The organism is Tabrizicola sp., from assembly GCF_022842145.1.
GTDB lineage: Bacteria > Pseudomonadota > Alphaproteobacteria > Rhodobacterales > Rhodobacteraceae > Tabrizicola.
This window is the reverse complement of the sequence record NZ_JALHQD010000001.1, coordinates 511,168-533,486: the sequence shown is the minus strand read 5'-3', so window position 1 is coordinate 533,486 and position 22,319 is coordinate 511,168. Positions and strand designations below refer to the sequence as shown.

Below are 22,319 nucleotides of genomic sequence, written 5' to 3'. Positions count from 1 at the left end.
GCCCGCGCCTGACGGATTGCCGTCCTGCGCGCCCGCGCCCCTTCGCCTATCCCGCCATCCCTTGAACAGGTGAGAGCCATGACCGCTCCGCGTACGCTTTATGACAAGATTTGGGACGACCACGTTGTCCATCAGGCCGAGGACGGCACCTGCCTCCTCTATATCGACCGGCACCTGGTCCATGAAGTGACCAGCCCCCAAGCCTTCGAGGGCCTGCGGATGACGGGTCGCAAGGTCCGCGCGCCGGAAAAGACCATCGCGGTGCCGGACCACAACGTGCCGACGACCAAGGGCCGGGAAAACCCCGACCAGATGCCCGAGGAAAGCCGCATCCAGGTGGCGGCGCTGGACAAGAACGCCAAGGACTTCGGGATCAACTACTATCCCGTTTCCGACATCCGCCAGGGCATCGTCCACATCGTCGGGCCGGAACAGGGCTGGACCCTTCCCGGCATGACCGTGGTCTGCGGTGACAGCCACACTGCGACGCATGGGGCATTCGGCTCCCTGGCGCATGGGATCGGGACGTCCGAGGTGGAGCACGTGCTGGCCACCCAGACGCTGATCCAGCGCAAGGGCAAGAACATGAAGGTCGAGATCACGGGGTCGCTTCGCCCCGGCGTCACGGCCAAGGACATCACCCTGTCGGTCATCGGCGAGACCGGGACGGCCGGCGGTACGGGCTATGTCATCGAATACTGCGGCCAGGCGATCCGCGAGCTGTCCATGGAAGGCCGGATGACCGTTTGCAACATGGCGATCGAGGGCGGCGCGCGTGCCGGTCTGATCGCGCCCGACGAGAAGACCTTTGCCTATGTCATGGGCCGTCCGCATGCTCCGAAAGGCGCGAAGTGGGAGGCGGCGCTGGCCTACTGGAAGACGTTGTACACCGACGAGGGCGCGCATTTCGACAAGGTGGTGACGATCAAGGGCGAGGATATCGCGCCGGTCGTGACCTGGGGCACCTCGCCCGAGGACGTGTTGCCGATCACCGGGGTGGTACCTGCGGCGGAGTCGTTCACGGGCGGCAAGGTCGAAGCGGCGCAGCGGTCGCTGGACTACATGGGCCTGCAGCCCGGCCAGAAGCTGACCGACATCCAGATCGACACGGTCTTCATCGGGTCCTGCACCAACGGCCGGATCGAGGATCTGCGCGCTGCGGCGGCGATCCTGAAGGGCAAGAAGATCAAGGTGAAGCGCGCGATGGTCGTTCCGGGCTCGGGCCTGGTCCGGGCGCAAGCCGAGGAAGAGGGTCTGGCGCAGATCTTCATCGACGCCGGGATGGAATGGCGGCTTGCCGGGTGCTCGATGTGCCTGGCAATGAACCCCGACCAGCTCGCTCCGGGTGAACGCTGCGCGGCCACCTCGAACCGCAACTTCGAGGGCCGACAGGGCCGCGGCGGTCGCACGCATCTGATGTCACCCGCGATGGCGGCGGCAGCGGCGATCACCGGGCACCTGACCGACGTTCGTGAACTGATGGGCGAGGAGGTCTGATGACCGATGCGGCATCTTTGGGTGCCGCAACCAGCGGGGCCGCGGGTCGGCCCCGCGTTCTGGTCATTGCGGAAGCCGCGAACCCGGAATGGGTGTCCGTCCCGCTGATCGGCTGGTCCCTGGCCGAGGCGCTGCGTGGGGTGGCCGATGTTCACCTGGTAACGCAGGTCCGCAACCGCGATGCCATCCTGCGAGCGGGTTGGGTCGAGGGGGTGGACTTCACCGCTATCGACACCGAGGCCATTGCGGCCCCAGCGTGGAAGTTGTCCCAGGTGCTGCGGATGGGTGAAAGCCGGGGCTGGACCATCGTGCAGGCGGTCAGCAGCCTGACCTACCCCTGGTTCGAACGGAAGGTGTGGCAAGCCTTCGGCCCGGCGCTGAAACGCGGCGATTACGACCTTGTCCACCGCATCACGCCCTTGTCGCCTGCCGCGTCCGGCCCTCTGGCCGTGAACTGCCGCAAGGCGGGGGTGCCCTTCGTCCTTGGCCCTCTCAACGGCGGGGTGCCTTGGCCCAAGGGGTTCGAGGCTGAGCAGAAGCAGGAAGGCGAATGGCTGAGCCGCGCCCGTGGCCTGCTCCGCATCTTCCCCGGACGCCGCCGGATGCTGCAGGCTTGCAGCGCGATCCTTTACGCCTCGAAGTTCACCCGCAAGGACATCCCCGAATCGCTGGTAGACCGCGCCATCTACCTGCCGGAAAATGCGATCGATCCGGCCCGCTTCTTCCGTCAGGCCTTGCCCGAGCCGGGGGTGCTGAAAGCCTGCTTCATCGGTCGCTTTGTCCCTCTGAAGGGACTTGGCATGCTGATCGAAGCGGCCCGGCCCCTGGTTGATGCCGGGAAGCTGGAGCTGCACCTTGTCGGCGACGGCCCGCTGACCCCGGCGCTGAAGGATCAGGCCAAGGGGCTGGCGGCGGTGCATTTCCACGGCTGGCTGAAGCACGAACAGGTGCAGGATGTGGCGGCCGGGTGCCACGTGCTGGCCTTCCCCTCGATCCGCGAATTCGGTGGTGGCGCGGTGCTGGAGGGGATGGCGCTGGGCCTTGCACCCCTGGTCATTGACTATGGCGGGCCGGCCGATCTGGTGACGCCCGAGGTCGGGATCAAGGTTCCGCTCACCACCCGTGAGGAAACCACCCTGGCCCTGCGCCAGGCGCTGGAGCGCATGGCCGCCGACCCCGAGGGGACCGCGCGCATGGGTCAGGCCGCCCGCCAGCGTGTGACCGAGCTTTTCACCTGGCCCCGCCGGGCCGAGCAGATCCTGACCATCTACGACTGGGTGCTGGGTCGTCGCCCGACCCGCCCCGAACCGATCAAGCATTCCTGACAGCAAGGCAGACGAACATGGACAAGTTCACCACTCTCACCGGCATTGCGGCCCCGATGCCGCTGGTCAACATCGACACCGACATGATCATCCCCAAGCAGTTCCTGAAGACCATCCAGCGGTCGGGCCTGGGCAAGAACCTGTTCGACGAGATGCGCTTTACGCCCGAAGGCAAGGAAATCCCGGACTTCGTGCTGAACCAGCCCGCCTACCGCAATGCCGAGATCATCGTCGCGGGTGACAACTTCGGCTGCGGCTCGTCGCGCGAACACGCGCCCTGGGCGCTGCTGGATTTCGGTGTGCGCTGCGTGATCTCGACCTCGTTCGCCGACATCTTCTTCAACAACTGCTTCAAGAACGGCATCCTGCCCGTCGTCCTGCCGCAAGAGGCGGTGGATCACCTGATGGACGACGCCCGGAAGGGCGCGAATGCCAGGATGACGGTGGATCTGGACAGCCAGACGGTCACGGCATCGGACGGCACGACCTTCGCCTTCGAGGTGGACCAGTTCAAGAAGCACTGCCTGATGAACGGCCTCGACGACATCGGCCTGACGCTGGAGAAGGTCTCGGCGATCGACACCTACGAGGCGAAGAACGCCACGCTGCGCCCCTGGGCCTGATCCAGTAAGCCGAGGTCCGGCCCCCAAGGCCGGGCCTTTGGCATTGCGCGGCACCCCAGCGCGGGGGTAGCCTTCCGCCCATGCTTTCACCCTTGTCCAACCCGATCTTCCGCCGGCTTTTCGCCGCGCAGGCCGTGGCGCTGACGGGCACGGGTCTGGCCACGGTGGCGCTTGGACTGCTGGCCTATGACCTTGCCGGTGACAACGCCGGAGCGGTCCTGGGCACGGCGCTGGCGATCAAGATGGTGGCCTATGTCACCCTTGCCCCGCTGGCCGCCGCGCTGGCCGCGGGACTGCCGCGGCGGGCGTTCCTTGTGGCGCTGGACCTGATCCGCGCGGTGGTGGTCTGCGCCCTGCCGTTCGTCGACCAGGTCTGGCAGATCTACGTGCTGATCTTCCTGCTGCAAGCCGCCTCGGCCGGGTTCACCCCCGCCTTCCAAGCGACGATCCCCGAAGTCCTGCCCGCGGAGAAGGACTATACCGAAGCCCTGTCGCTGATGCGGCTGGCCGAGGATCTGGAGCAGATCGCCTCGCCGCTGATCGCCGCGGCTCTGCTGACGGTGGTGTCGTTCCCCGTTCTGTTTGCCGGCACGGTCGCGGGGTTCTTGCTGTCTGCGGCGCTGGTCGGCACGTCGCGCCTGCCGGTCCGGACGCCGTTTCCCGCCGAGTCCTTCCTGGCCACCGCGACACGGGGCCTGCGCATCTATGCCGCCACGCCGCGTCTGCGCGGGCTGCTGGCGCTGGAGGCTGCGGTCGCTGCCACGGGGGCGATGGTCTATGTGAACACCGTGGTTCTGGTGGAAACCCGGCTTGATCTTGGCCCGCCGCAGGTGGCGCTGGCCTTTGCCGGGTTCGGGGCCGGATCGATCCTTGCGGCACTGCTGCTGCCCCGGTTGCTGGAGCGGCTGGAGGACCGCCCGGTGATGCTGGGCGGTGCCGGGCTGATGATCCTGTCGGTTGCAGTGCTTCCGCTGGTCGGCGGCCTTGCGGGGCTGATCGCGCTTTGGGCGCTGGCTGGCTTCGGCTTTTCGCTGACCCAGACGCCCATCGGGCGCATCCTGAACCGCTCGGCGGACGAGGCGGACCGGCCCGCCCTGTTCGCCGCGCAGTTCGCGCTCAGCCATGCCTGCTGGCTGGTGACCTATCCGCTGGCAGGCTGGCTGGGGGCGCTGGCGGGGCTGTCCACGGTGGCGCTGGTGCTGGCCGCTGTCGGTGCCGTGGCGCTGGCCCTGACCTTGCGGCTCTGGCCCGCGCGCGACCCCGAGACCCTGGCGCATGATCATCCCGAGCTTCCCCCCGGCCACCCCCATCTGACGGCACACGGGCACGAGGGGGGCCACCGGCACCGCTTTGTCGTCGATGCGCTACACCATCGCTGGCCCAACCCGGCGCGCTAGCCTTCGCGGTCCAGCATCGCCTGCAAGGTGGACAGGTGGTCGGCCTCGATCGCGGGTTTGTCGTCGCGGATGCGGTTGATCCTGGGGAAGCGCATGGCGACGCCGGACTTGTGGCGGGTGGAACGGTTGAGGCCCTCGAACGCGACCTCGACCACCTTGGTGCGGGCGACCGAGCGGACCGAGCCGAAGCGTTCGACCGTATTGTTGCGGACAAAGCGGTCAAGGTCCTTCAGCTCGGCATCGGTGAAGCCGAAGTAGGCCTTGCCGACCGGCACCAGTTCGTCGCCGTTCCAGACCCCGAAGGTGAAGTCGGAATAGTAGCCGGACCGCTTGCCGTGACCGCGCTGGGCATAAAGGAGGACCGCGTCGATCAGGTGCGGGTCGCGCTTCCACTTGAACCAGGGGCCCTTCATCCGTCCGCCCAGATAGGGGCTGTCGCGCCGCTTGATCATCACGCCTTCGATCACCGTCGCTGGCGGGTTCAGGCGCAGGGCGGCAAGGTCGTCCCAGGTCTGGAACGGCAGTTCCGGCGACAGGTCGATGCGAGGTCCCAGCTGTGCCACCGCTTCGGCCAGCACGGCGCGGCGCGCGTCGTAGGGCTGGTCGCGCAGGTCCTGGCCGTTCCAGATCAGCACGTCGTAAAGCCTGAGGCCCGCCGGGTGGGACCGAAGCATCGCGGGCGTCACCGTCTTGCGGTTCAGCCGTTGCTGGAGGTCGCCGAAGCTGGCGATCTCGGCATCGCGGCGAACCAGAAGCTCGCCGTCCAGGGTGCCGTCAAAATCCATCAGGTCGACGATGTCTGGGAAGGCCGCGCTGATGTCTTCCCCGGTCCGGGAATAGAGCCTGCGGGTCCCGCCATCGCTGACGGCCTGGATGCGGATGCCGTCCCATTTCCACTCGGCGGCATAGGCGGCGGGGTCCAGGGCGGATAGCTGATCGAGGTCGGTGGGGGTGGACAGCATGACGGGGCGGAAGGGCGCGCGGGCGGCGGCTTCGGGGCGGGGGGAACCTGCGGCCCAAGCGAAGAGGTCAAGGTAGGGCGGCTGCAGGGCGTGCCAGATTTCCTCGACCTCGTTCACCGGCAGGTTGGCCCAGGTGGCAAAGGCTGTGCGGGCGAGGCGGGCCGAGACGCCGACCCGCAGCGCGCCGGTGGCGAGCTTAAGATAGGCGTAGCGCTCTGACGGCCCAAGGCTGTCGAGCCGCGAGATGATGAGGGCGGGCAAGCGCGTTTTGGGAGTGGTGGCCAGTTCTTCGACCACTTCGGACAGCGGCGGATCGGACTGCGTGCCCTCGGGCCAGATCAGTGCGATGGTCTCGGCCAGGTCGCCGACAAAGTCGTAGCTGGCGGCAAAAAGCTGAGCGTCTACTCGCGTTTCGGTCAGGCCGCGCAAGAGGCTGGGTGTGACCTGCCGCAGCTTCAGGTCGCCGGTGATCGCAGCCAGCATCAACCCTCGCTGGGGGTCGGGGTTTTCGGAAAAGGCGGTAGCGAGCAACCGTTCCTTGCCCAGCCGTTGCGGCGTGAAGGCCAGGCGTTCCAGAAGCGTGGCGAAGGCGGCAAGGCTCATTCCGCTTCGTCCTCGTAGCCGATCAGGTGCAGTTGGCGGGCTTTGCGCTGGTTCAGCTCGCACCAGCGCATCAGGGCATCCTCGCGGCCGTGGGTGATCCAGACCTCGGCCGGGTTCAGCTCGGTGATGGTGTCGGTGAGGTGCGGCCAGTCGACGTGGTCCGAGATGATCAAGGGCAGTTCGACGCCCCGCTGCCGGGCGCGGGCGCGGACCTGCATCCAGCCGGAGGCGAAGGAGATGACCGGATCGGGAAAGCGCTGCGCCCAGGTGGCGGCGAAAGCCGAGGGCGGAGCGATGATGATCGCTCCGGCGAAATCGGCCTTGGTCCCCCCGGTCGCGGGGCGCAGGTCGCCCAGGTCGATGCCTTCGGCGATGTGGTAGTCGCACAGCCGCTGCAACGCGCCGTGGATGTAGATCGGCGCGTCCCAGCCCGCCTGGCGCAAGGCCCCGATCAGCCGCTGCGCCTTGCCCAGGGCGTAGGCCCCGATCAGGTGCGACCGTTCCGGGAAGGCTGCGACCGAGGCGAGGAGGCGGGCGATTTCCACCTCGGGCGGGGGGTGGCGGAAGACGGGCAGGGCGAAGGTCGCCTCGGTCACAAAGATGTCGCAGGGGACGGGTTCGAACGGGGCGCAGGTTGGGGTGGCGACCCGGGCATAGTCGCCGGAAAACACGATCCGGCAGCCCCGCGCCTCGACCGCGATCTGCGCCGAGCCAAGGACATGTCCTGCCGGGTGGAAGCTGACCTTTGCTTCGCCCAGCGTGACCGGGCCGTCATAGGCCTGACGGCTGCTGGCGAAATCCTCACCGTAGCGGATCGCCATGATGTCCAGAGTCTGCCGGGTCGCCAGCACCGCGCCGTGGCCGGGGCGGGCGTGGTCGGAATGGCCGTGCGTGATCAGCGCGCGGGGAACGGGGCGCAGCGGGTCGATGAAGAAGTCCCCCGCCGGGCAGTAAAGCCCCTCGGGGCGGGGAAGAAGAAGCGGCTCGCGGGCCATGCTGCATCCTGACTGGCTGTCCCGGTGATATGTGGCGACAACGCCTTTGTCCAAGTCGGGATCCGGTGCGGGGTGAAGCCTGCAGATCGGGGGAACGATCGTGGGGGGAACAATGTAGGCGGGCCGGCGTTGCAGGTTCATGGGCCCGGATACGGGCGATGAAACGCAAAGGAGAACTGCAATGGACGAACGTACACTGGGAGCCGTCGTGTTCCTGATCCTGCTCGCCATCTCAATCGTCGGCCTTTTCTGGTCCTCGCGCCAGGCCGAGCGGCTGGACGGAGAGCGTCGCCAGCGGACGACGCAGGTGCGCCAGGACGGCACGGTGCTTGTCACCCGGCTTTAAGGTGTGAGCAGTCCCAACCGGAACCGGGGCGTTCCCGACCGGCCCAGCTGGTAGAGCGGCTGGTAGCCGGGCCCGGTCTCCGGTTCCGGGTCGCCGATATCGAAGGCGACGTCGGCTTGCAGGGTTCCCTTCTGGAACGGGAAGAGCGCCGTCACGCCGCGCTCGCCGAGCCGCGAGATCTGGAATTCGTGGCTGCGGCCTGACCGGAACAGCGGCACAAGCTGGTCGCGCCGCAGGTCGAGGACGGCCTTGGTCACCGCCAGCCACAGACCGGCGTCCCGGGGTTCCGGCGGGGCATAGGGCCAGGCCATCTGGTGGGTCGCGGGATCGAAGGGGTCGAGCATTTCCTCGCCCTTGCCCGGAAGATCCTCGAACTGCTTGACGCGGCCTTCGCGCATCTTCTTCGCGGTCTTGCCGCTGTAGTCCGCAAACCAGGGAAACCGCCGGGTCGAGCCGATTTCCTCACCCATGAAGATCAGTGGCGTATAGGGGGCGGCAAGCAGGAAGGCGTGGGCCACAAGCGCCCGGTCGGCCCCGATCAGCGAAATCAGCCGCTCGCCTTTCGGCCGGTTGCCGGCGTGATCGTGGTTGAGGTTGAAGTTGACGAAGCAGCGCGGCGGCAGGTGGCCCGAAGGCTCGCCCTTTTCCTCCAGCCCGGCGTGGCGCGGCTGACCCTGCAGCGCCTGCCCGTCGCGAAGGGCAAGCCGCAGGTCTGCATGCGGGTCCTTCACGAAATCCTTGTAGTAACCGAAGCTTTCCCCGGTCAGCAGGACGTGCAGCGCGTGGTGGTAATCGTCATCCCAGGCCGCATCGAACAGCCCTGCCGCCGGTTCATACCAGCCGACCCTGTTCGAGCTGTCCTCGGCGACCAGCTGGATCGGACGACCGGAGCGGGCCTGACGGAGGGTCCGTGCCAGTTCGACGACAATATGCGGGTCGGTCTCGTCTTCCATCGAATGGGCGGCGTCCAGGCGCAGGCCGTCAAAGCCATAAGCCTCCAGCCAGTGCAGCGCGCAGCCGATGAAATAGGAACGAACCTCGGGCCGGCTGTAGTCGATCTTTCGACCCCAATCATTGCAGTCGTCGAGGAAGAACTCCGGGCTGATCTCGGTCAGCATGCTGCCTTTGGGACCGAAGTGGTTGAAGACGACGTCGAGAAAGACCGACAGCCCCAGACGGTGTGCCGCGTCCACCAGCTCCGTCAGGTCTTCCGGCGTGCCGTAGCTGTGCTGCGGAGCCCAGGGCAGAACACTGTCATAGCCCCAGCCGCGCGAACCGGGAAATTGCCCAACGGGCATGATCTCGATGGCGGTGATCCCGAGATCCGCCAGCCGCTGCAATTCGGCCGAACCGGCCGCGGCGCGGAAGGTGCCCTCGGGCGTGAAGGTGCCGATGTGCAACTCGCAGAACACCATCTCGTCGAACGGCCGGCGCGGGGCGTCGGTCGCACCGCTGCGAAAGCGCGCGGAGTCACGCAGGATGGACCAACCCTCCACCCCGTCCTGTTGCTGCAGGGACGCCGGGTCCGCGAATGGGGCGCCGGTGGTGGAGAAGGCATAGCGGGTGCCCTCGGTGGCCGGGACCCGGGCGCGGTGGACGCCGTCCGCGCCGCGCGTCATCGCCTGGGGCGGCTCGGTCCCCACGTGCAGCGTCAGGCCTTCCGTCGAGGGTGCCCAAAGCGCGATGTCCCACATGCCTTTGCCGGACGGCCGCGCACCCCAGGACTGGGTGGAGGCGGGGACGGGTTTATCTTGAACTGTCATCTACTTCGCTCTGGGATGGTTTCAGTCTAGGCGGGGCAGGACATTGGCGCCGAAGGTGTCCAGAAAAGCCTCCTGGTTCCGACCGACGCAATGAAGGTGGACGGTCGCGTCCAGAGCAGCGAGGGCCGCAATGTCAGCGGTGTGCCGGCCAAGGTCCTCCGAGATCGGCAGGCGGTCCGCCATCGCGCTTTCCGATGCCGCGTCGGAAGCCGTGTCGAAGTCCGCGGGCCGCCGGAGATCCCACATCGCCTCGCCGCCAAGGACCGCGTGGCGCCACTGATGCATCGCCTCGGCCATCGCGGTCGCGCGATCGGGGGCCCAGGACAGCGCGTGCTGGATATGGACCGGCTTGCCTGCCCCGCCATTGTCGCGGAAAGCCTGCAACACCGGGGCGACATTCTCGACCTTGCCGCCGACGGTCAGGAGCCCATCGGCCCAGGTGGCGACATGGGCGGCAGTCTCTTTGCTGACGGCGGCCGCGAAGAGCGGGATCCGTGCTTCGGGCCGGGAATAAAGCTTTGCCCCGATCACGTTCACCCGGCCCCGGTGGGTCACTTCCTCGCCATCGAAAAGCGCGCGGATGATCTCGGCGCATTCCTTCAGCCGGGCATTGCGCTCGGCCTTCTCGGGCCAGGGCAGGCCGGTGATCGCCTCGTTGATCGCCTCGCCGCTGCCGAGCGCCAGCCAGAAGCGACCGGGGAACATCTCGGCCAGGGTCGCGGCGGCCTGGGCCAGAACGGCAGGGTGCGTACGGTAGCCCGGCGCGGCGATGGACCCGAACGGAAGCGCGCTGGACTGCATCGCAGCACCCAGCCAGGCCCAGGAAAACCCGGACTGCCCCTGACGTTCGCTCCACGGATGGAAGTGGTCCGAGCACTTGATCACGCCAAAGCCCGCCTCCTCTGCCTTGCGGCAGAGGGTCAGCAGGCGGGAGGGCGCGAATTGCTCGTGCGAGGCATGAAAACCGATGCGCTCCATGATCAGGCGCAGCCGTTCAGGGACGTCTGTTGCGGCATGACGCGCTTAAGCCCGGCGTCGCGAGCGACCGGGTACATCGGGCGCGTCGCTGGTATCTGCACTTTCGCCCAGTTCGGCAGAACTGGCATTCCGGGCCTCGGCCATGTCCTGACCCTCGGTCCCCTCGAAAAGCTCGGCTTCGGCCTGCTGCCAGTGGCGGTCGGCACAGCCATCGGGGCAACCCTCGGCCTCCCACAGGCTGTAGGCCCGTTCGCGAATGCTGTCGTCATGGATGCGGGGTTTATCCATTGGTCCCTCCCGTTTCGGTCCTGCGTGACCGTCGAAAGGGAAAACTGCCGGGAACGCAAAATGTTCCCCCGGGGAACCATGGCGCCACAAGCTCTGCCGGTGGTGGAACCGGGCATAGACGCAGCGCAAGTCAGAGGCTATCACTGTCCGCCCAGCCAGGAGAATGACAGATGCAGCTTGCCGCCAGTGACGTGCTTCCCACAGACGCAGGCCAGGCGATTCTGGTCGGTCGCGTCTGGTCCGAGGCGGCCGGTGGCCCCTGTCCCGTCCTGGTGCGGGGTGGCCGACTGCTGGACCTGACCTCGTTGTCGGCGACCGTCTCGGGACTGATGGAGATCGACGGGCTGGCGAACTGGCTTGCCCAGGCCGAGGGGCTGACAGACCTGGGTTCGGTCGACGACGCGCTGGCGGGACGTGGTCTGAACCTGCTTGCCCCGATTGACCTGCAGGCGGTGAAAGCCGCTGGCGTCACCTTCGCGGACAGCATGGTCGAGCGGGTGATCGAAGAGCAAGCCAAGGGCGACAGTGGCCGCGCGCAGTCGATCCGCGACCGTCTGGCCCCGGTGATCGGCCAATCCCTGCGCGGCGTTCCTGCCGGATCGGAGAAGGCGCAGGAGGTCAAGCGGGTGCTGCAGGAGATGGGTCTCTGGTCGCAGTACCTGGAGGTCGGCATCGGCCCGGATGCCGAGATCTTCACCAAGGCGCAACCGATGGCCTCGGTCGGCTGCGGCGCAGATGTGGGGATCCACCCGATTTCCGAATGGAACAACCCCGAGCCCGAGATCGTGCTGGTGGTCCGCTCGGACGGTACGGTCCTAGGCGCGACGCTGGGCAATGATGTGAACCTGCGCGACGTCGAAGGCCGGTCGGCGCTGCTTCTGGGCAAGGCCAAGGACAACAACGCCTCATGTGCGGTCGGACCGTTCCTGCGCCTTTTCCACGGTGCCTTCGACATGGCGGCGCTGGAGCAGGTGCGGGTATCGCTGCGGGTGACGGGCGAGGACGGGTTCGAGATGACCGGCGAAAGTGCGATGGCCGCGATCAGCCGGAAGCCTGCCGATCTGGCGCAGCAGATGCTGAACCGCAACCACCAGTATCCCGATGGGGCGGTCCTGTTCCTGGGGACGATGTTCGCCCCGGTGAAGGACCGGCGCGGCGCGGGTCAGGGCTTTACGCATGAAGTGGGCGATGTGGTCGAGATCGCGACTCCGCTGCTGGGACGACTGGTGAACCGGGTGCTGCGGACTGACGCCTGCGCGGAGTGGACCTTCGGGACCCGTGCGCTGATGCGGAACCTGGCCGTCCGAGGGCTGGCCGACCGGATCTGAGGGAACCTGCACGTGGGCGGGGGGGTTTCTTCCTGAGGCAGCTTAGGGAGAAAGCCGATGTCCGCTCCGAGAACCAACCTGGAAACCGAAAAACGCCGCCACCGGGGGCCCCTTATCGGCATGGCGCTGGTGGTGATCTTTGGCGTCGGGCTGATTGTCTTCTGGCAATTCGAAGAGGCGGCCGAGGGGAATTCGCCGACGCCCGATACGGTGCAGCCAGCCGAGACTGGCACTGACCCCGCTGCGGCCCCGGTCGCCGAGGAATAGATATGGCGAAGCCCGGCCGTCTGGCCGGGCTTCCTGTCACGCAAGGCAACGCATCATAAAGTCGGGGGGACGTGATGCCCTGGCCCCTGCGTGCAGTCCGTATTCCGTGCGATGCGGCCCGATCCGGGCCGCACCGTCGTGTGATCAGCGCTGCTGACCTTTCTGGTCGTTCTGGCCGCCCTGACCACCTTGGCCCGATTGACCACCCTGGCCCGACTTGCCACCCTGGCCCGATTGACCGCCTTGGCCGCCGGACTGACCGCCCTGGCCACCCTGGCCGCCGGACTGACCGCCCTGGCCACCTTGACCGGACTGGCCACCCTGCTGGGTCTTGTTCTGTCCGCCCTGGTTGTCGTGCTGTCCGCCCTTCTGGTCCTGCTGGCCTTGTTGGCCACCCTGCTGGTTGTTCTGGTTGTTCGCCATCGGTCGTCTCCTGTTGCATTGGGACCGCCGTGCGAGGCGGCTGAACTGAAACAACCGGAGGATTGGGGATTTGTTCCGGCGCGGGGAACCCGCCTGTGGCCTGGCCGGTTGACCGGGACCGGATAGGAGAATCGCCGTGCCGCCACGCACATTCTGGAAGGGCTACCTCAAGCTTTCGCTCGTCACCTGCCCGGTGGCGATGCTGCCGGCCGTCAGCGAGGGCAACCGGCTGCGCTTCCACACGCTGAACCGCAAGACCGGCAACCGTGTGCAGCGACAGTATGTCGATGCGGAAACCGGCAAGCGGGTCGAGGACGAGGATCAGGCACGCGGCTATCCGCGTGGCGAGGACGACCACGTGATCCTGGAAGAAGAGGAACTGGACGAGGTCGCTCTGGAAAGCACGCGGACCATCGACATTCAGGAATTCGTGCCGGCTGACCGGATCGGCTGGATCTGGTTCGACCGCCCGCACTTCCTGGTGCCGGATGACGCCGTGGCGGAAGAGGCGTTCTCGGTCATCAGGGACGCGATGCGGTCCACCGGAACGGTTGGGGTCGCGCGTCTGGTGATGTATCGCCGCGAACGGGCGGTGATGCTGGACCCGCGCGGCAAGGGGATTGTCCTTTGGACGCTGCGCTACGGCGACGAGGTGCGGGACGAGCGCGATTACTTCGGCGAGTTGCGTGAAAAGAAGCCGGACAGCGAGGCGCTGAAACTGGTGTCGAAGCTGATTGAGAGCCGCACCGCCGACTGGGACCCGAAGATGGTCGAGGACCCGGTGCAGGATCGGCTGCTTGAACTGATCGAGTCGAAGCGGAAGGGTCGCAAGCCCGCCAAGAAGTCGAAGGCTGACGAGCCGCGCGAGACGGGTCAGGTCATCAGCATCATCGACGCCCTGAAGCGCAGCATTGCAGCGGAAAAGCCCGCCTCGCGGAAGCGCTAGGCCTTCAGCGGGCGCGCGGCCTCGGCAAAACCCTCCCAAGGATCGGCGCGCAGGTTGGCCAGCCGCGTGGGCATCGTCGGGACGGTGAAGTCCGACGGCGTGATCCCCGACGACAGCTCCTCCCAGGTCACGGGGGCCGAGACGTGCGCGCCGGGTCGGGCCCGCGTCGAGAAGGCGGCCACGGCCGTCGCCCCCCGCTGGTTGCGCAGATAGTCGATCAGGATCTTTCCCTGCCGCTTCGCCTTGGTGATGGTCGAAACGTAGCGCGCGGGATCGTCTGATGCCATCTCGCGGGCAAGATCGCGGCAGAAGGTCTTGACCTCGGGCCACTGGGCCTTGGGCTTCAGGGGGGCCACCACGTGCAGCCCCTTTCCGCCCGAAGTCTTGACAAAGCCCGCCAGGCTCTTGGACTGCAGCTTTTCCCGCACGTCCTGCGCGGCACTGACCAGATCCGCCCACTCCACCCCGTCGCCGGGGTCTAGATCGATGACGATCCGGTCGGGGCGTTCCCAGTCCTGCAGCGTGCTGCCCCAGGGATGGATCTCCAGCGCGGCGGACTGGGCCAGCGCGATCAGCCCATCGAGGTCGGCGATGGCAAGCGAAGGGGCGTCCGTCGGCTCGGCCGGGTCCTGCACCTTCAGGATGGCCGCGTTCATGCCCTTCCATTCGTGCTTCTGGAAGAACTGCTGCCGCCCGCCGACCCCATCGGGCAGGCGCAGCAGCGCGAGCGGTCGGCCCACGATATGCGGGGCGATCCAGGGCCAGACTTCGGTGTAGTAGTCTGCGAGGCCCGCCTTGGTGACACCTTCGTCCGGCCAGTAGACCCTCTCGGGGTGGGTCAGCTTGATCCGGCGCACGGGCAAGGGTTCGGGTTCCACCTCGGCGACCTGGGCGGGAAGCCCCTCGCCCGTCACCTCGCGCGGGTCCTTGTCCTCGCGCAGGCCCTTGAAGGACGCATGGCGCAGGTTGCCGTCGCCGGTCCAGGCGCGGAAGTCCACCTCGGCCACCAGTTCGGGCCGCACGAACCGCACGCCGCGCGCCTCGGCCCGGGGCAGGGGCGGCTGGAAGGGCTGGGTGTCCGTCTCCAGCGCCGCAAGCGTGGTGTAAAGCTGTTCGGCAAGTGACGACGAGAACCCGGTGCCGACCCGCCCCACCGACTTCAGCTTGTCGCCGTCATAGACCCCCAGCACCAGCGAGCCGATGGCACGCGGCGAGACGGTCGAGGGCAGGAAGCCCGCCACCACGAACTCCTGCCGGGCGGAACACTTCGACTTTACCCAGGCCTTGCCCCGCCCCGGCTGATAGGGGCTGTCGCGCAGCTTGGAGATGATGCCCTCCAACCCAAGCCGACAGGCGTGGCGCAACACGACCTCGCCCTTGTCCGACAGATGCTCGCTGATCCGCACCGCACCCGAGGCTGGGGCCAGCAACCCCTCCAGCAGACGCTTGCGGTCGACCAGCGGCAGGCCGGTCAGATCGCGGCCATCCAGGTGGAGAAGGTCGAAGGCATAGTAGACCATCCGGTCCGTCCGCCCGGTAGCGAGGTCCGCCTGCAAAGCCGAGAAGTCCGAGGAGCGTCCCGCGGATTCGACCACGACCTCGCCATCCATCACGGCCTGCCTGGTGGGGAGTGCCGCCAGCGCGCCGCCGATCTGGTCGCCGAACCGTTCCGTCCAGTTGCGGCCCGAGCGGGTGAAAAGCTGCACCTTGCCGTCCGCGACCTGCGCCTGGATGCGGTAGCCGTCGAACTTGATCTCGTGCAGCCAGCGTTCGTCCCCGGGGGTCGACTTGACCAGCGTTGCCAGCATCGGCGGAACGAAGCCGGGAAGCCTCGCCGGTGGCGCAATCGGTTCTTCAGCGGTGGGCGTCGTCGGTTCCTCGGCCTTCGCGGCCTTGCGCGCCTTCGTCTTGCGCGGGGGATTGCCCCCGATCTCCTCGATCGTGCGACCGGTCTTCACCGACTCCGGCCGTTCCTCAAGGATATCCGGCGCGGTTTCGTCCCGGGCGCTGGCATCCTCGCCCTTGATGAAAAGCCAGTTCTCGCGTTTTTCCCGGGGTTTGCCGCGCATCCGGATCAGGTGCCAGCGGCCGGAAAGCTTCTCGCCTTTCAGCTCGAATTCGATGTGACCCTTGGCATAGCCCTTGTGCGCGTCGAAGACCGGGGTCCAGGTGCCCCGGTCCCAGACGATCACCGAGCCCGCGCCATATTGGCCTTCCGGAATGGTCCCCTCGAAGTCGCCATAGTCCATCGGGTGATCCTCGACATGGACCGAAAGGCGCTTTTCGCCTGGCACCAAGCTTGGTCCCCGAGTCACCGCCCAGCTTTTCAGGACCCCGTCCATCTCCAGCCGCAGGTCGTAGTGCAGGCGGGTGGCGGCGTGCTTCTGGATCACGAAGACCGGGTCGCCCTTCGATGCCTTCTTGCGGCCCTTCGGTTCCGGCGTCGCCCCGAAGTCGCGCATCGACTGGTAGGTTTCCAGCACCATGTCAGCCTGCCTTCCGCCGCGGAGCCTTGTCCTTCGTCCCAGTCTTGGCCGCCTCCTTCGCCGCGTCCTTGGCGGGCGCCTTCCGGCCCGCCGCCGCCTTGGCGCTTTCGCGCAGCGCTGCCATCAGGTCCACGACCTTCTCGCGCGGGGGCTCTGTCCGGCGGGGGGGAGCGCGGCCTTCCAGCTTGGCCTTGACCAGGTCCGCCAGCGCGGCCTCGTACCGGTCGTCGAAGGAGGACGGGTCGAACTCTCCCAGCTTGGTCTTGATGATATGCTCGGCAAGGTCCAGCATCTCGCCTTCGATCCGCAGCTCCGGAATGTCTGCGAAGGACCGGTCGGCGGAGCGGACCTCGTAGTCGAAGTTCAGCGTGTTGGCGATGAACCCCGCGCCGTGGGGACGGATCATCACGGTGCGAAGGCGGCGGAAAAGGACCGTCCGGGCCAGCGCCGCGACCTTCTCGCGCTCCATCCCTTCACGCAGCAGGGTATAGGCCTCGACCGAGGCGGCATCGGACGGCCCAAGATAGTAGGGCCGGTCGAAGTACAAAGTGTCGATGTCGCCGCAGCGGATGAAGGCTTCGATCGGCATCGTCTTGTCCGAGGCGGGAACGGCGGCGGCGATCTCCTCCTGCTCCAGCAGCAGGTAATCGCCCGAGTCCACCTCGTAACCCATCACCTCGTCTTCCTTTTCCACCGGCTTGCCGGTCTCGGAATCCACGAGTTCGTTCTTCAGCCGATTGCCGGTGCGTCGGTTGATCATGTGCAAGGCGACGCGGTCCGACGTGGTGGCGGCGGTGTAAAGCGCCACGCCGAAGCTGATTTCGCCCAGCCGGATCCGGCCCTTCCAGTTTGCCCTGGGTGCCATCGGTCTACTCCAACTCCAGCGTGAAACCTCGACCGCGATCCGGCCCCAGTCGAGAAACCGTTACCGCCAGCGCCGGTTCCCTCGGCCGCCGTTCGTCTCGGCTGGAACCTGCCAAGGCTTGATCAGAGGCCGCGAAAGACAGGAACCGCGTCCGAAATGCCGCATTAACCCCGGCAGTCAGGAGGAGCCCCACTTAAAATGTCCGATGATGTGCTCAGTCATATCCCGGCGCTGCGCCTCTTTGCTCGGTCGCTGACCGGGCGATACGGCGATGCGGATGACCTGGTACAAGACACGCTGGTGCGCGCCATCGCCAGCGCCCAGTCCTATACCCCCGGTACCAACATGCGGGCGTGGTTGTTCACCATCATGCGCAACCGGTTCTACAACGACCGCGTGAAGCTGGCCCGCGAACGTCCAGGGGCCGAAGATTGCATCTCTTCGGTGCCGACGTCCCCGGACAACCAGTACTGGCACGTCCGCGGCCGCGAGATCGAGGCGGCGCTGATGGGCCTGCCGCAAGCCTACCGCGAGGCGGTGATGCTCGTCCTCGTGACGGGCGAAAGCTACCAGTCCGCCGCCGAAATCCTGGGCTGCGACATCGGCACGATCAAGAGCCGGATCAACCGCGGACGCAAGCTGCTCCAGACCTCCCTTGGTGAAGAGGTCTGACCCAAGGGGGAACTTATGTCCCGCTGTCCGGTTAAGCCTCGGGACCTCGACACACAGTAACGCAAGGAGAGCGACATGAAGACGAAGACCCTGGATGACCTGTTTCACGAGACGCTCAAGGACATCTACTACGCCGAACGCAAGATCCTTCGCGCCCTGCCGAAGATGGCCCGTGGTGCCAAGTCGCCCGACCTGAAGGCCGCCTTCCAGAAGCACGAGGAAGAGACCCAGATGCAGGTCGAACGCCTGCAACAGGTGTTCGAACTGATCGGCAAGCCCGCTCGCGGCAAGACCTGCCCGGCCATCGACGGCATCATCGAGGAAGGCGAAGAAGCGCTGCAGGCGTTTGCCGACAGCCCTGCGCTGGACGCCAGCCTGATTGCCGCCGCTCAGGCGGTCGAGCACTACGAGATCGCCCGCTACGGCACACTGCGCCGCTGGGCGGAAGTCATGGGCATGAAGGACGCCGCCAAGCTTCTGGACCAGACGCTGCAGGAAGAGGGGATGACCGACGAGTCGCTCACCCAGCTTGCTGACGGTTCGATCAACCAGGCGGCCCTCGAAGCGGCCTGACCACTGCCAGCACCCGGCGTCGTCACTCCCCTTTGCCGGGTGTTGCAGGCGGCCCCGCGCCCGGATCGCGGGGCCGCTCCTTCATTCAAAGGAGCGCCTAATGTCCAATACCTCCGACCACCAGCCCGGCCCGACCAACGAAAAGCTGCGCCGGCCCGCGCCGAATGTCATCGACCAGCGCCAGCAGCAGATCGACCCGGCGGGCAAGCATCGTGAGGACCCCGACGCGCGCCCTGACGAGAACCGCAAGCAGCCCGGTGGAAGCATCCACGACGGGGAGCGCATCGAGAAGGACACCCAGGCATGACCGACTATCCGAAGCCCCCCTTCCCGGAACAGACGCAGGAGGCTCCGGGCAGCTTTGTCCCGATGCAGCCGCGACCGGACCACGGCGAGACGACCTGGGTCGGTGCAGGCCGGTTGCAGGGCCGGGTCGCCCTGATCACCGGGGCGGACAGCGGCATCGGGCGTGCGGTGGCCATCGCCTTTGCCCGCGAAGGGGCCGACATCGCGCTGTGCTATCTGAATGAGACCGAGGACGCCAAGGACACCGCCAAGCTGATCGAGGACGAGGGCCAAAGCTGCGTCCGCATCCCCGCGGATCTGGGCGATCCCGACGAATGCCGCCGGGTGGTCGACAAGGTGATCCAGGAATGGGGCCGGATCGACATCCTGGTCAACAACGCCGCGCATCAGCAGGTGTTCGAGAAATTCGAGGACATCCCCCCGAAGGAATGGGACCGGACCTTCGCGGTCAACATCGACGCGATCTTCCATCTTTGCCAGGCGGCGGTGCCGCACATGGGGGCGGGAAGCTCGATCATCAACACGACCTCGATCAACGCCGACAAACCGAACCCGACCCTCCTGGCCTATGCGACCACCAAGGGGGCGATCCAGAACTTTACCGTGGGGCTGGCGCAACTGCTGGCCGAGAGGGGCATCCGGGTGAACTGCGTCGCGCCGGGGCCGGTCTGGACGCCGCTGATCCCGTCCAGCATGGACGGCGAGAAGGTCTCGAAGTTCGGGCAGGACAGCCCGATGAAGCGGCCCGCGCAGCCGGTGGAGTTGGCTTCGGCCTACGTGATGCTGGCCGAGCCGATGTCGAGCTACATCTCGGGAGCGACCATCGCGGTGACCGGTGGGCAGCCGATGATGTGACGCGCCACCGTGGGCGCGTTCCAACATGCGTTTGCGGTCAATGGGTTGGCCGCGGGCGTTTACGCTTTCTTAAGATATTGCCTGGGGCATGCGGGCCGTGACGGACGGAACAATCCCGCTGCTGCCCTGTTGAGGAGGTCGGGAGACTTTTCGTCAGAAAGGAAACACCATGACAGATGTTCCGCCCCCCAGACCCACTCCGCCCCACACCGACGGCCGGAGGGTCCCGGAAACGTCGCGCACGTCGCAGGCCAGCATGTGGCTGGTCTTCCTGGTGCTTGCCGCCGTGATCCTGGCCGCTATCGCCTTCAGCGTCGATCGGTCCAGCAGCGTGGTCGATACGGCACCGACCGAGCCTGCGGCCACCGACATGCCGGATGCGACCGAGACTGTCCCGGCCGAGCCTGCTCCGGCCACGACCGGCGGCGACAATGAGACCGGGAACACGACAGGTGCGACCGACGGCGCTGCGACCGGAGATGCGACGGATGGCACCACGGGCGGCACCACCGGTGGAACCGGCACCACCACCGGCGGCACCACGACCACCAGTCCCTGATCTGGCATCAGGCACAAAGACAAAGGCCGCGCCCGGTATCTGGCGCGGCCTTTTTCACGTCTGCTGCCGACTGGTGGACAGCACGTCACCGATGTGCCGGCATGTCCAGTTCAGCGCGGCTGAGAAAGCTGCGGGTGATACCGGGGGAGTGATCGGCCAGCCATTCGGCCATTGCCTCTTCCTGTTTCAGGCAGCGGGTGAACACCGCGACCGCCTCGGCGTCGCCCATTTGTTCGGCAGCGGTGATCAGGATCCGGTAGGATGCGATCTCCATGTTCTCGAAGGCGAAGCCTGCCAGCGTCCCTTTGACCACATTGTCGTCGGTGAACATGCCGGACAAGGACTGCGCGAAGGCCGTCATCTTGCCCAGCGTGTCCTTCACCAGCGAAGTTCCGCTTCCCTTTCGCTGCAGAAGCGTGGCCAGCGCCGCAGCCTGCTCCCGGGTTTCGGCGATGTGGCTTTCGATCCTGACGCGAAGTTGCGGGTAGTTCTCCAGACGCGATGCCATGCCCTGCATCATCGTCAGCGCCTGTTCTTCCATCGCATGCGCATCGCGCAGCCAGGCGAGATAATTCTCACGGGTCTTTTCCATGGGTTGTCCTTTGCTGAGGTGCACGACCAGCCGCGAATGCGGAGCGGTCGCGGAGGGGCGGGACACGGCGTGCCGGTCCAGCCGAAAGCTCTAGAACCTTGGAAAGGTGGCTTTGTTCCCCGCTGCCGACCTAGTCGGACGCAGCTTCGATCATGCGCCGCAGCACCTGGACTTCGTCGGCACGGGCCAGTTCCAGTTCGATCCCGTCGCCAAGGGCTGCCCCCGAATCTTCCTGATCCGTGCGGTAGAGGCGGTTGTCGTCCAGCCAGGTCAGCATCTCTTCGTAGCGCTCTTTGGGGAGGGCGCGCAAAAGTTCGACCAGCAAACGTCGGTGCGCCAGAATTCGCCCTTCGAGAGGAAGGGCAAACGGTGCGACGGGTCTAAATGATCTGAATTCGGACATGTTCATTCCTGCTGCGCAGGTGATGACGCACAAGTTAAATTCCTGCTGCGTGGGTCATAACATACAATTGTGGCAAAGGTTCCAACATCTGGAACATTCTTTCGTTTTGGCGCTTGGCTCTGGAACGCGGCTGCATCCCGCCGCAAGGTCGTTCCATGCCCCTTCAGTTTGATCAGGACATCGTCACGCTGGCGCGCCGTCTGGTTGGCGCGCGGCTTCTGGTGCGCGGGGTAGGTGGCACGGTGCTGGAGACCGAGGCCTATGGTCGGGACGACCCCGCCTCGCACAGCTTCCGGGGGCCGACATTGCGGAACGCGGCGATGTTCGGCCCGGCCGGCACGGTCTATGTCTACATGTCCTATGGCTGCCATCTGTGCCTGAACGTCGTCGGCAGACCCGGCGAGGCCGTGCTGATCCGGGCGGTGCTGCCCGAGGTCGGAGTTGAGGTAATGGTGGCGCGGCGCGGGTCGGCGCAGAACATCGCCGCGGGTCCCGGCCGGCTGGGGCAGGCGCTGGGCGTCTCGCTTGCCGATAGCGGCAAGTGCTTTGACGGGGGTGAATTCCGGCTGGACCCAGGTGCGGCAGAGGCTGGACTGCTGGTCGGACCGCGGATCGGGATCACCAGGGCCGCTGAACGGCCCTGGCGCTTCGGGCTTGCCGGGGCGTCGGGGCTGAGCCGACCGTTTCCCCCTGCTGCGGACGTGCCGCGCTTGCCCTGATATGCGGTCAGCGCAGGCCGAAGAAGGACAGGATGACCAGGACGACGACGACCAGTCCGATAATGTAGACGATGTTGTTCATTAAGTTTCCTCACGGTTTCGGTTCGTGGACCAACTGATGGCGGGACAGTTCAGTTCCCGAGGGCAGCGGATGGGAACAAATCGGCTGCCGGTGGATTGGGTCCCCGCAGCGAATGGAGGAGCCAATGCCGAACGAACCCGGACCCGCCGCCGACAAGCGGACCCCACCCCTCGATCGTCGGAATGCCCAGGACGACCATGAAGGTTCGGCCCATCGGCCCGAGGAGTTTGACCAGGCAAACCCCGCGACGCAGGTACCCAAGTCCCGGAAGGAGACCTGACCGATGCCCGCAAAATCCAAGGCGCAGCAGAAGGCTGCCGGTGCCGCCCTTGCCGCCAAGCGGGGCGAGGCGGACAAGGACGATCTCTTTGGCGCGTCCAAGGAGATGGTGCAGTCGATGACCGAGGACGAGTTGGAAGAGCTTGCCAGCACCCGGCGCAAGGGCCTGCCCGCAAAGAAGGACTGA

Annotated in this window: 26 protein-coding genes; 17 read left to right on the top strand and 9 right to left on the bottom strand. The window is 66.6% G+C overall.

The annotated features are described in order from the left end of the window. Positions 1 to 78: 78 nt before the first annotated feature. The 4 genes from leuC to Q0C42_RS02745 all read left to right on the top strand — a co-directional run bounded on the left by leuC (position 79) and on the right by Q0C42_RS02745 (position 4,842). Positions 79 to 1,497: a 3-isopropylmalate dehydratase large subunit gene (gene leuC / locus Q0C42_RS02760; protein ID WP_295071614.1), complete on the top strand. Its 1,419-nt coding sequence runs from the start codon at positions 79 to 81 to the stop codon at positions 1,495 to 1,497. Beyond that, the gene (locus tag Q0C42_RS02755; protein ID WP_295071611.1) at positions 1,497 to 2,822 is read left to right on the top strand and encodes a glycosyltransferase family 4 protein; all 1,326 of its coding nucleotides are present in this window, start codon (positions 1,497 to 1,499) and stop codon (positions 2,820 to 2,822) included. The genes leuC and Q0C42_RS02755 overlap by 1 nt, the downstream gene beginning before the upstream one ends. A gap of 17 nt (positions 2,823 to 2,839) precedes the next feature. Then, complete coding sequence (gene leuD, locus Q0C42_RS02750; RefSeq protein ID WP_295071609.1) at positions 2,840 to 3,445, top strand: 3-isopropylmalate dehydratase small subunit; 606 nt, start codon at positions 2,840 to 2,842, stop codon at positions 3,443 to 3,445. 80 nt (positions 3,446 to 3,525) lie between these two features. Beyond that, on the top strand, positions 3,526 to 4,842 hold the full coding sequence (locus Q0C42_RS02745) for an MFS transporter (RefSeq protein WP_295071606.1): 1,317 nt from the start codon (positions 3,526 to 3,528) through the stop codon (positions 4,840 to 4,842). Here Q0C42_RS02745 and Q0C42_RS02740 read toward each other — a convergent pair. After that, complete coding sequence (locus tag Q0C42_RS02740; RefSeq protein WP_295071603.1) at positions 4,839 to 6,407, bottom strand: cisplatin damage response ATP-dependent DNA ligase; 1,569 nt, start codon at positions 6,405 to 6,407, stop codon at positions 4,839 to 4,841. The genes Q0C42_RS02745 and Q0C42_RS02740 overlap by 4 nt on opposite strands. Then, complete coding sequence (locus Q0C42_RS02735; RefSeq protein WP_295071600.1) at positions 6,404 to 7,402, bottom strand: ligase-associated DNA damage response exonuclease; 999 nt, start codon at positions 7,400 to 7,402, stop codon at positions 6,404 to 6,406. The genes Q0C42_RS02740 and Q0C42_RS02735 overlap by 4 nt, the downstream gene beginning before the upstream one ends. A gap of 181 nt (positions 7,403 to 7,583) precedes the next feature. Between Q0C42_RS02735 and Q0C42_RS02730 the strand changes: the two genes are divergently transcribed. Continuing rightward, positions 7,584 to 7,748: a hypothetical protein gene (locus Q0C42_RS02730; protein WP_295071598.1), complete on the top strand. Its 165-nt coding sequence runs from the start codon at positions 7,584 to 7,586 to the stop codon at positions 7,746 to 7,748. Here Q0C42_RS02730 and Q0C42_RS02725 read toward each other — a convergent pair. Genes Q0C42_RS02725 through Q0C42_RS02715 form a run of 3 tightly spaced genes read right to left on the bottom strand, consistent with a single transcriptional unit; the run spans position 7,745 to position 10,777 of the window. Beyond that, positions 7,745 to 9,511 carry an alpha-amylase family glycosyl hydrolase gene (locus Q0C42_RS02725; protein WP_295071595.1) on the bottom strand — a complete coding sequence of 589 codons (1,767 nt, stop codon included), beginning with the start codon at positions 9,509 to 9,511 and terminating at the stop codon, positions 7,745 to 7,747. The two genes, Q0C42_RS02730 and Q0C42_RS02725, sit on opposite strands and share 4 nt — an antisense overlap. Before the next feature lie 21 nt (positions 9,512 to 9,532). Further along, positions 9,533 to 10,489 carry a TIGR03885 family FMN-dependent LLM class oxidoreductase gene (locus Q0C42_RS02720; RefSeq protein ID WP_295071592.1) on the bottom strand — a complete coding sequence of 319 codons (957 nt, stop codon included), beginning with the start codon at positions 10,487 to 10,489 and terminating at the stop codon, positions 9,533 to 9,535. Positions 10,490 to 10,534: 45 nt separating this feature from the next. Continuing rightward, positions 10,535 to 10,777, bottom strand: a complete 243-nt coding sequence (locus Q0C42_RS02715) for a DUF2934 domain-containing protein (protein WP_295071590.1) — start codon at positions 10,775 to 10,777, stop codon at positions 10,535 to 10,537. Between the two features lie 170 nt (positions 10,778 to 10,947). Here Q0C42_RS02715 and Q0C42_RS02710 point away from each other — a divergent pair, with 170 nt between their 5' ends. The 4 genes from Q0C42_RS02710 (at position 10,948) to Q0C42_RS02695 (ending at position 13,741) form a co-directional block, all read left to right on the top strand. Continuing rightward, a complete protein-coding gene (locus tag Q0C42_RS02710) occupies positions 10,948 to 12,105 on the top strand; it encodes a fumarylacetoacetate hydrolase family protein (RefSeq protein ID WP_295071587.1) in 1,158 nt (385 codons plus the stop codon). Positions 12,106 to 12,162: 57 nt separating this feature from the next. After that, positions 12,163 to 12,372: a hypothetical protein gene (locus Q0C42_RS02705; protein WP_295071585.1), complete on the top strand. Its 210-nt coding sequence runs from the start codon at positions 12,163 to 12,165 to the stop codon at positions 12,370 to 12,372. A gap of 198 nt (positions 12,373 to 12,570) precedes the next feature. Next, a complete protein-coding gene (locus tag Q0C42_RS02700) occupies positions 12,571 to 12,921 on the top strand; it encodes a hypothetical protein (protein ID WP_295071582.1) in 351 nt (116 codons plus the stop codon). Between the two features lie 10 nt (positions 12,922 to 12,931). Beyond that, positions 12,932 to 13,741: a Ku protein gene (locus Q0C42_RS02695; RefSeq protein ID WP_295071580.1), complete on the top strand. Its 810-nt coding sequence runs from the start codon at positions 12,932 to 12,934 to the stop codon at positions 13,739 to 13,741. On the opposite strand, the gene ligD is transcribed toward Q0C42_RS02695, so the two are convergent. Both ligD and Q0C42_RS02685 read right to left on the bottom strand, forming a co-directional pair. Beyond that, complete coding sequence (gene ligD, locus Q0C42_RS02690; protein WP_295071577.1) at positions 13,738 to 16,227, bottom strand: DNA ligase D; 2,490 nt, start codon at positions 16,225 to 16,227, stop codon at positions 13,738 to 13,740. The two genes, Q0C42_RS02695 and ligD, sit on opposite strands and share 4 nt — an antisense overlap. 1 nt (position 16,228) lies before the next feature. Continuing rightward, complete coding sequence (locus Q0C42_RS02685) at positions 16,229 to 17,092, bottom strand: Ku protein (RefSeq protein ID WP_295071574.1); 864 nt, start codon at positions 17,090 to 17,092, stop codon at positions 16,229 to 16,231. Between the two features lie 198 nt (positions 17,093 to 17,290). Between Q0C42_RS02685 and Q0C42_RS02680 the strand changes: the two genes are divergently transcribed. The 5 genes from Q0C42_RS02680 to Q0C42_RS02660 all read left to right on the top strand — a co-directional run bounded on the left by Q0C42_RS02680 (position 17,291) and on the right by Q0C42_RS02660 (position 20,057). Further along, positions 17,291 to 17,764, top strand: a complete 474-nt coding sequence (locus Q0C42_RS02680) for a sigma-70 family RNA polymerase sigma factor (RefSeq protein WP_295071572.1) — start codon at positions 17,291 to 17,293, stop codon at positions 17,762 to 17,764. Positions 17,765 to 17,839: 75 nt separating this feature from the next. After that, positions 17,840 to 18,337 carry a ferritin-like domain-containing protein gene (locus Q0C42_RS02675; RefSeq protein ID WP_295071569.1) on the top strand — a complete coding sequence of 166 codons (498 nt, stop codon included), beginning with the start codon at positions 17,840 to 17,842 and terminating at the stop codon, positions 18,335 to 18,337. Positions 18,338 to 18,437: 100 nt separating this feature from the next. Beyond that, positions 18,438 to 18,644 (top strand): hypothetical protein, encoded by a 207-nt coding sequence (locus Q0C42_RS02670; protein ID WP_295071566.1) that lies wholly within the window; start codon positions 18,438 to 18,440, stop codon positions 18,642 to 18,644. Continuing rightward, positions 18,641 to 19,498, top strand: a complete 858-nt coding sequence (locus Q0C42_RS02665) for an SDR family oxidoreductase (protein WP_295071563.1) — start codon at positions 18,641 to 18,643, stop codon at positions 19,496 to 19,498. Before Q0C42_RS02670 ends, Q0C42_RS02665 begins: the two co-directional genes overlap by 4 nt. 169 nt (positions 19,499 to 19,667) lie before the next feature. Then, positions 19,668 to 20,057, top strand: coding sequence for a hypothetical protein (locus tag Q0C42_RS02660; protein WP_295071560.1), 390 nt, complete (start codon positions 19,668 to 19,670; stop codon positions 20,055 to 20,057). An 85-nt stretch (positions 20,058 to 20,142) separates the two neighbouring features. Here Q0C42_RS02660 and Q0C42_RS02655 read toward each other — a convergent pair whose 3' ends face one another. After that, positions 20,143 to 20,649, bottom strand: coding sequence for a DUF892 family protein (locus Q0C42_RS02655; RefSeq protein WP_295071557.1), 507 nt, complete (start codon positions 20,647 to 20,649; stop codon positions 20,143 to 20,145). 130 nt (positions 20,650 to 20,779) lie between these two features. After that, positions 20,780 to 20,974 carry a hypothetical protein gene (locus tag Q0C42_RS02650; protein WP_295071555.1) on the bottom strand — a complete coding sequence of 65 codons (195 nt, stop codon included), beginning with the start codon at positions 20,972 to 20,974 and terminating at the stop codon, positions 20,780 to 20,782. Between the two features lie 233 nt (positions 20,975 to 21,207). Here Q0C42_RS02650 and Q0C42_RS02645 point away from each other — a divergent pair, with 233 nt between their 5' ends. The 3 genes from Q0C42_RS02645 to Q0C42_RS02635 all read left to right on the top strand — a co-directional run bounded on the left by Q0C42_RS02645 (position 21,208) and on the right by Q0C42_RS02635 (position 22,319). Continuing rightward, on the top strand, positions 21,208 to 21,771 hold the full coding sequence (locus Q0C42_RS02645) for a DNA-3-methyladenine glycosylase (protein ID WP_295071552.1): 564 nt from the start codon (positions 21,208 to 21,210) through the stop codon (positions 21,769 to 21,771). Positions 21,772 to 21,977: 206 nt separating this feature from the next. Beyond that, a complete protein-coding gene (locus tag Q0C42_RS02640; RefSeq protein WP_295071550.1) occupies positions 21,978 to 22,133 on the top strand; it encodes a hypothetical protein in 156 nt (51 codons plus the stop codon). A 3-nt stretch (positions 22,134 to 22,136) separates the two neighbouring features. Next, complete coding sequence (locus Q0C42_RS02635) at positions 22,137 to 22,319, top strand: DUF3008 family protein (RefSeq protein ID WP_295071547.1); 183 nt, start codon at positions 22,137 to 22,139, stop codon at positions 22,317 to 22,319.

Excerpts from the sequence above, each read along its gene's own strand:
- Q0C42_RS02710 (WP_295071587.1), top strand. The coding sequence starts at position 10,948 with ATGCAGCTTGCCGCCAGTGACGTGCTTCCCACAGACGCAGGCCAGGCG.
- Q0C42_RS02655 (WP_295071557.1), bottom strand. The coding sequence starts at position 20,649 with ATGGAAAAGACCCGTGAGAATTATCTCGCCTGGCTGCGCGATGCGCAT.
- Q0C42_RS02725 (WP_295071595.1), bottom strand. The coding sequence starts at position 9,511 with ATGACAGTTCAAGATAAACCCGTCCCCGCCTCCACCCAGTCCTGGGGT.
- Q0C42_RS02665 (WP_295071563.1), top strand. The coding sequence starts at position 18,641 with ATGACCGACTATCCGAAGCCCCCCTTCCCGGAACAGACGCAGGAGGCT.
- leuD (WP_295071609.1), top strand. The coding sequence starts at position 2,840 with ATGGACAAGTTCACCACTCTCACCGGCATTGCGGCCCCGATGCCGCTG.
- Q0C42_RS02680 (WP_295071572.1), top strand. The coding sequence starts at position 17,291 with ATGTCCGATGATGTGCTCAGTCATATCCCGGCGCTGCGCCTCTTTGCT.
- Q0C42_RS02685 (WP_295071574.1), bottom strand. The coding sequence starts at position 17,092 with ATGGCACCCAGGGCAAACTGGAAGGGCCGGATCCGGCTGGGCGAAATC.
- Q0C42_RS02640 (WP_295071550.1), top strand. The coding sequence starts at position 21,978 with ATGCCGAACGAACCCGGACCCGCCGCCGACAAGCGGACCCCACCCCTC.
- Q0C42_RS02635 (WP_295071547.1), top strand. The coding sequence starts at position 22,137 with ATGCCCGCAAAATCCAAGGCGCAGCAGAAGGCTGCCGGTGCCGCCCTT.
- ligD (WP_295071577.1), bottom strand. The coding sequence starts at position 16,227 with ATGGTGCTGGAAACCTACCAGTCGATGCGCGACTTCGGGGCGACGCCG.
- Q0C42_RS02730 (WP_295071598.1), top strand. The coding sequence starts at position 7,584 with ATGGACGAACGTACACTGGGAGCCGTCGTGTTCCTGATCCTGCTCGCC.
- Q0C42_RS02705 (WP_295071585.1), top strand. The coding sequence starts at position 12,163 with ATGTCCGCTCCGAGAACCAACCTGGAAACCGAAAAACGCCGCCACCGG.
- Q0C42_RS02715 (WP_295071590.1), bottom strand. The coding sequence starts at position 10,777 with ATGGATAAACCCCGCATCCATGACGACAGCATTCGCGAACGGGCCTAC.
- Q0C42_RS02755 (WP_295071611.1), top strand. The coding sequence starts at position 1,497 with ATGACCGATGCGGCATCTTTGGGTGCCGCAACCAGCGGGGCCGCGGGT.
- Q0C42_RS02735 (WP_295071600.1), bottom strand. The coding sequence starts at position 7,402 with ATGGCCCGCGAGCCGCTTCTTCTTCCCCGCCCCGAGGGGCTTTACTGC.
- Q0C42_RS02670 (WP_295071566.1), top strand. The coding sequence starts at position 18,438 with ATGTCCAATACCTCCGACCACCAGCCCGGCCCGACCAACGAAAAGCTG.
- Q0C42_RS02740 (WP_295071603.1), bottom strand. The coding sequence starts at position 6,407 with ATGAGCCTTGCCGCCTTCGCCACGCTTCTGGAACGCCTGGCCTTCACG.
- Q0C42_RS02645 (WP_295071552.1), top strand. The coding sequence starts at position 21,208 with ATGCCCCTTCAGTTTGATCAGGACATCGTCACGCTGGCGCGCCGTCTG.
- Q0C42_RS02675 (WP_295071569.1), top strand. The coding sequence starts at position 17,840 with ATGAAGACGAAGACCCTGGATGACCTGTTTCACGAGACGCTCAAGGAC.
- leuC (WP_295071614.1), top strand. The coding sequence starts at position 79 with ATGACCGCTCCGCGTACGCTTTATGACAAGATTTGGGACGACCACGTT.
- Q0C42_RS02720 (WP_295071592.1), bottom strand. The coding sequence starts at position 10,489 with ATGGAGCGCATCGGTTTTCATGCCTCGCACGAGCAATTCGCGCCCTCC.
- Q0C42_RS02745 (WP_295071606.1), top strand. The coding sequence starts at position 3,526 with ATGCTTTCACCCTTGTCCAACCCGATCTTCCGCCGGCTTTTCGCCGCG.
- Q0C42_RS02660 (WP_295071560.1), top strand. The coding sequence starts at position 19,668 with ATGACAGATGTTCCGCCCCCCAGACCCACTCCGCCCCACACCGACGGC.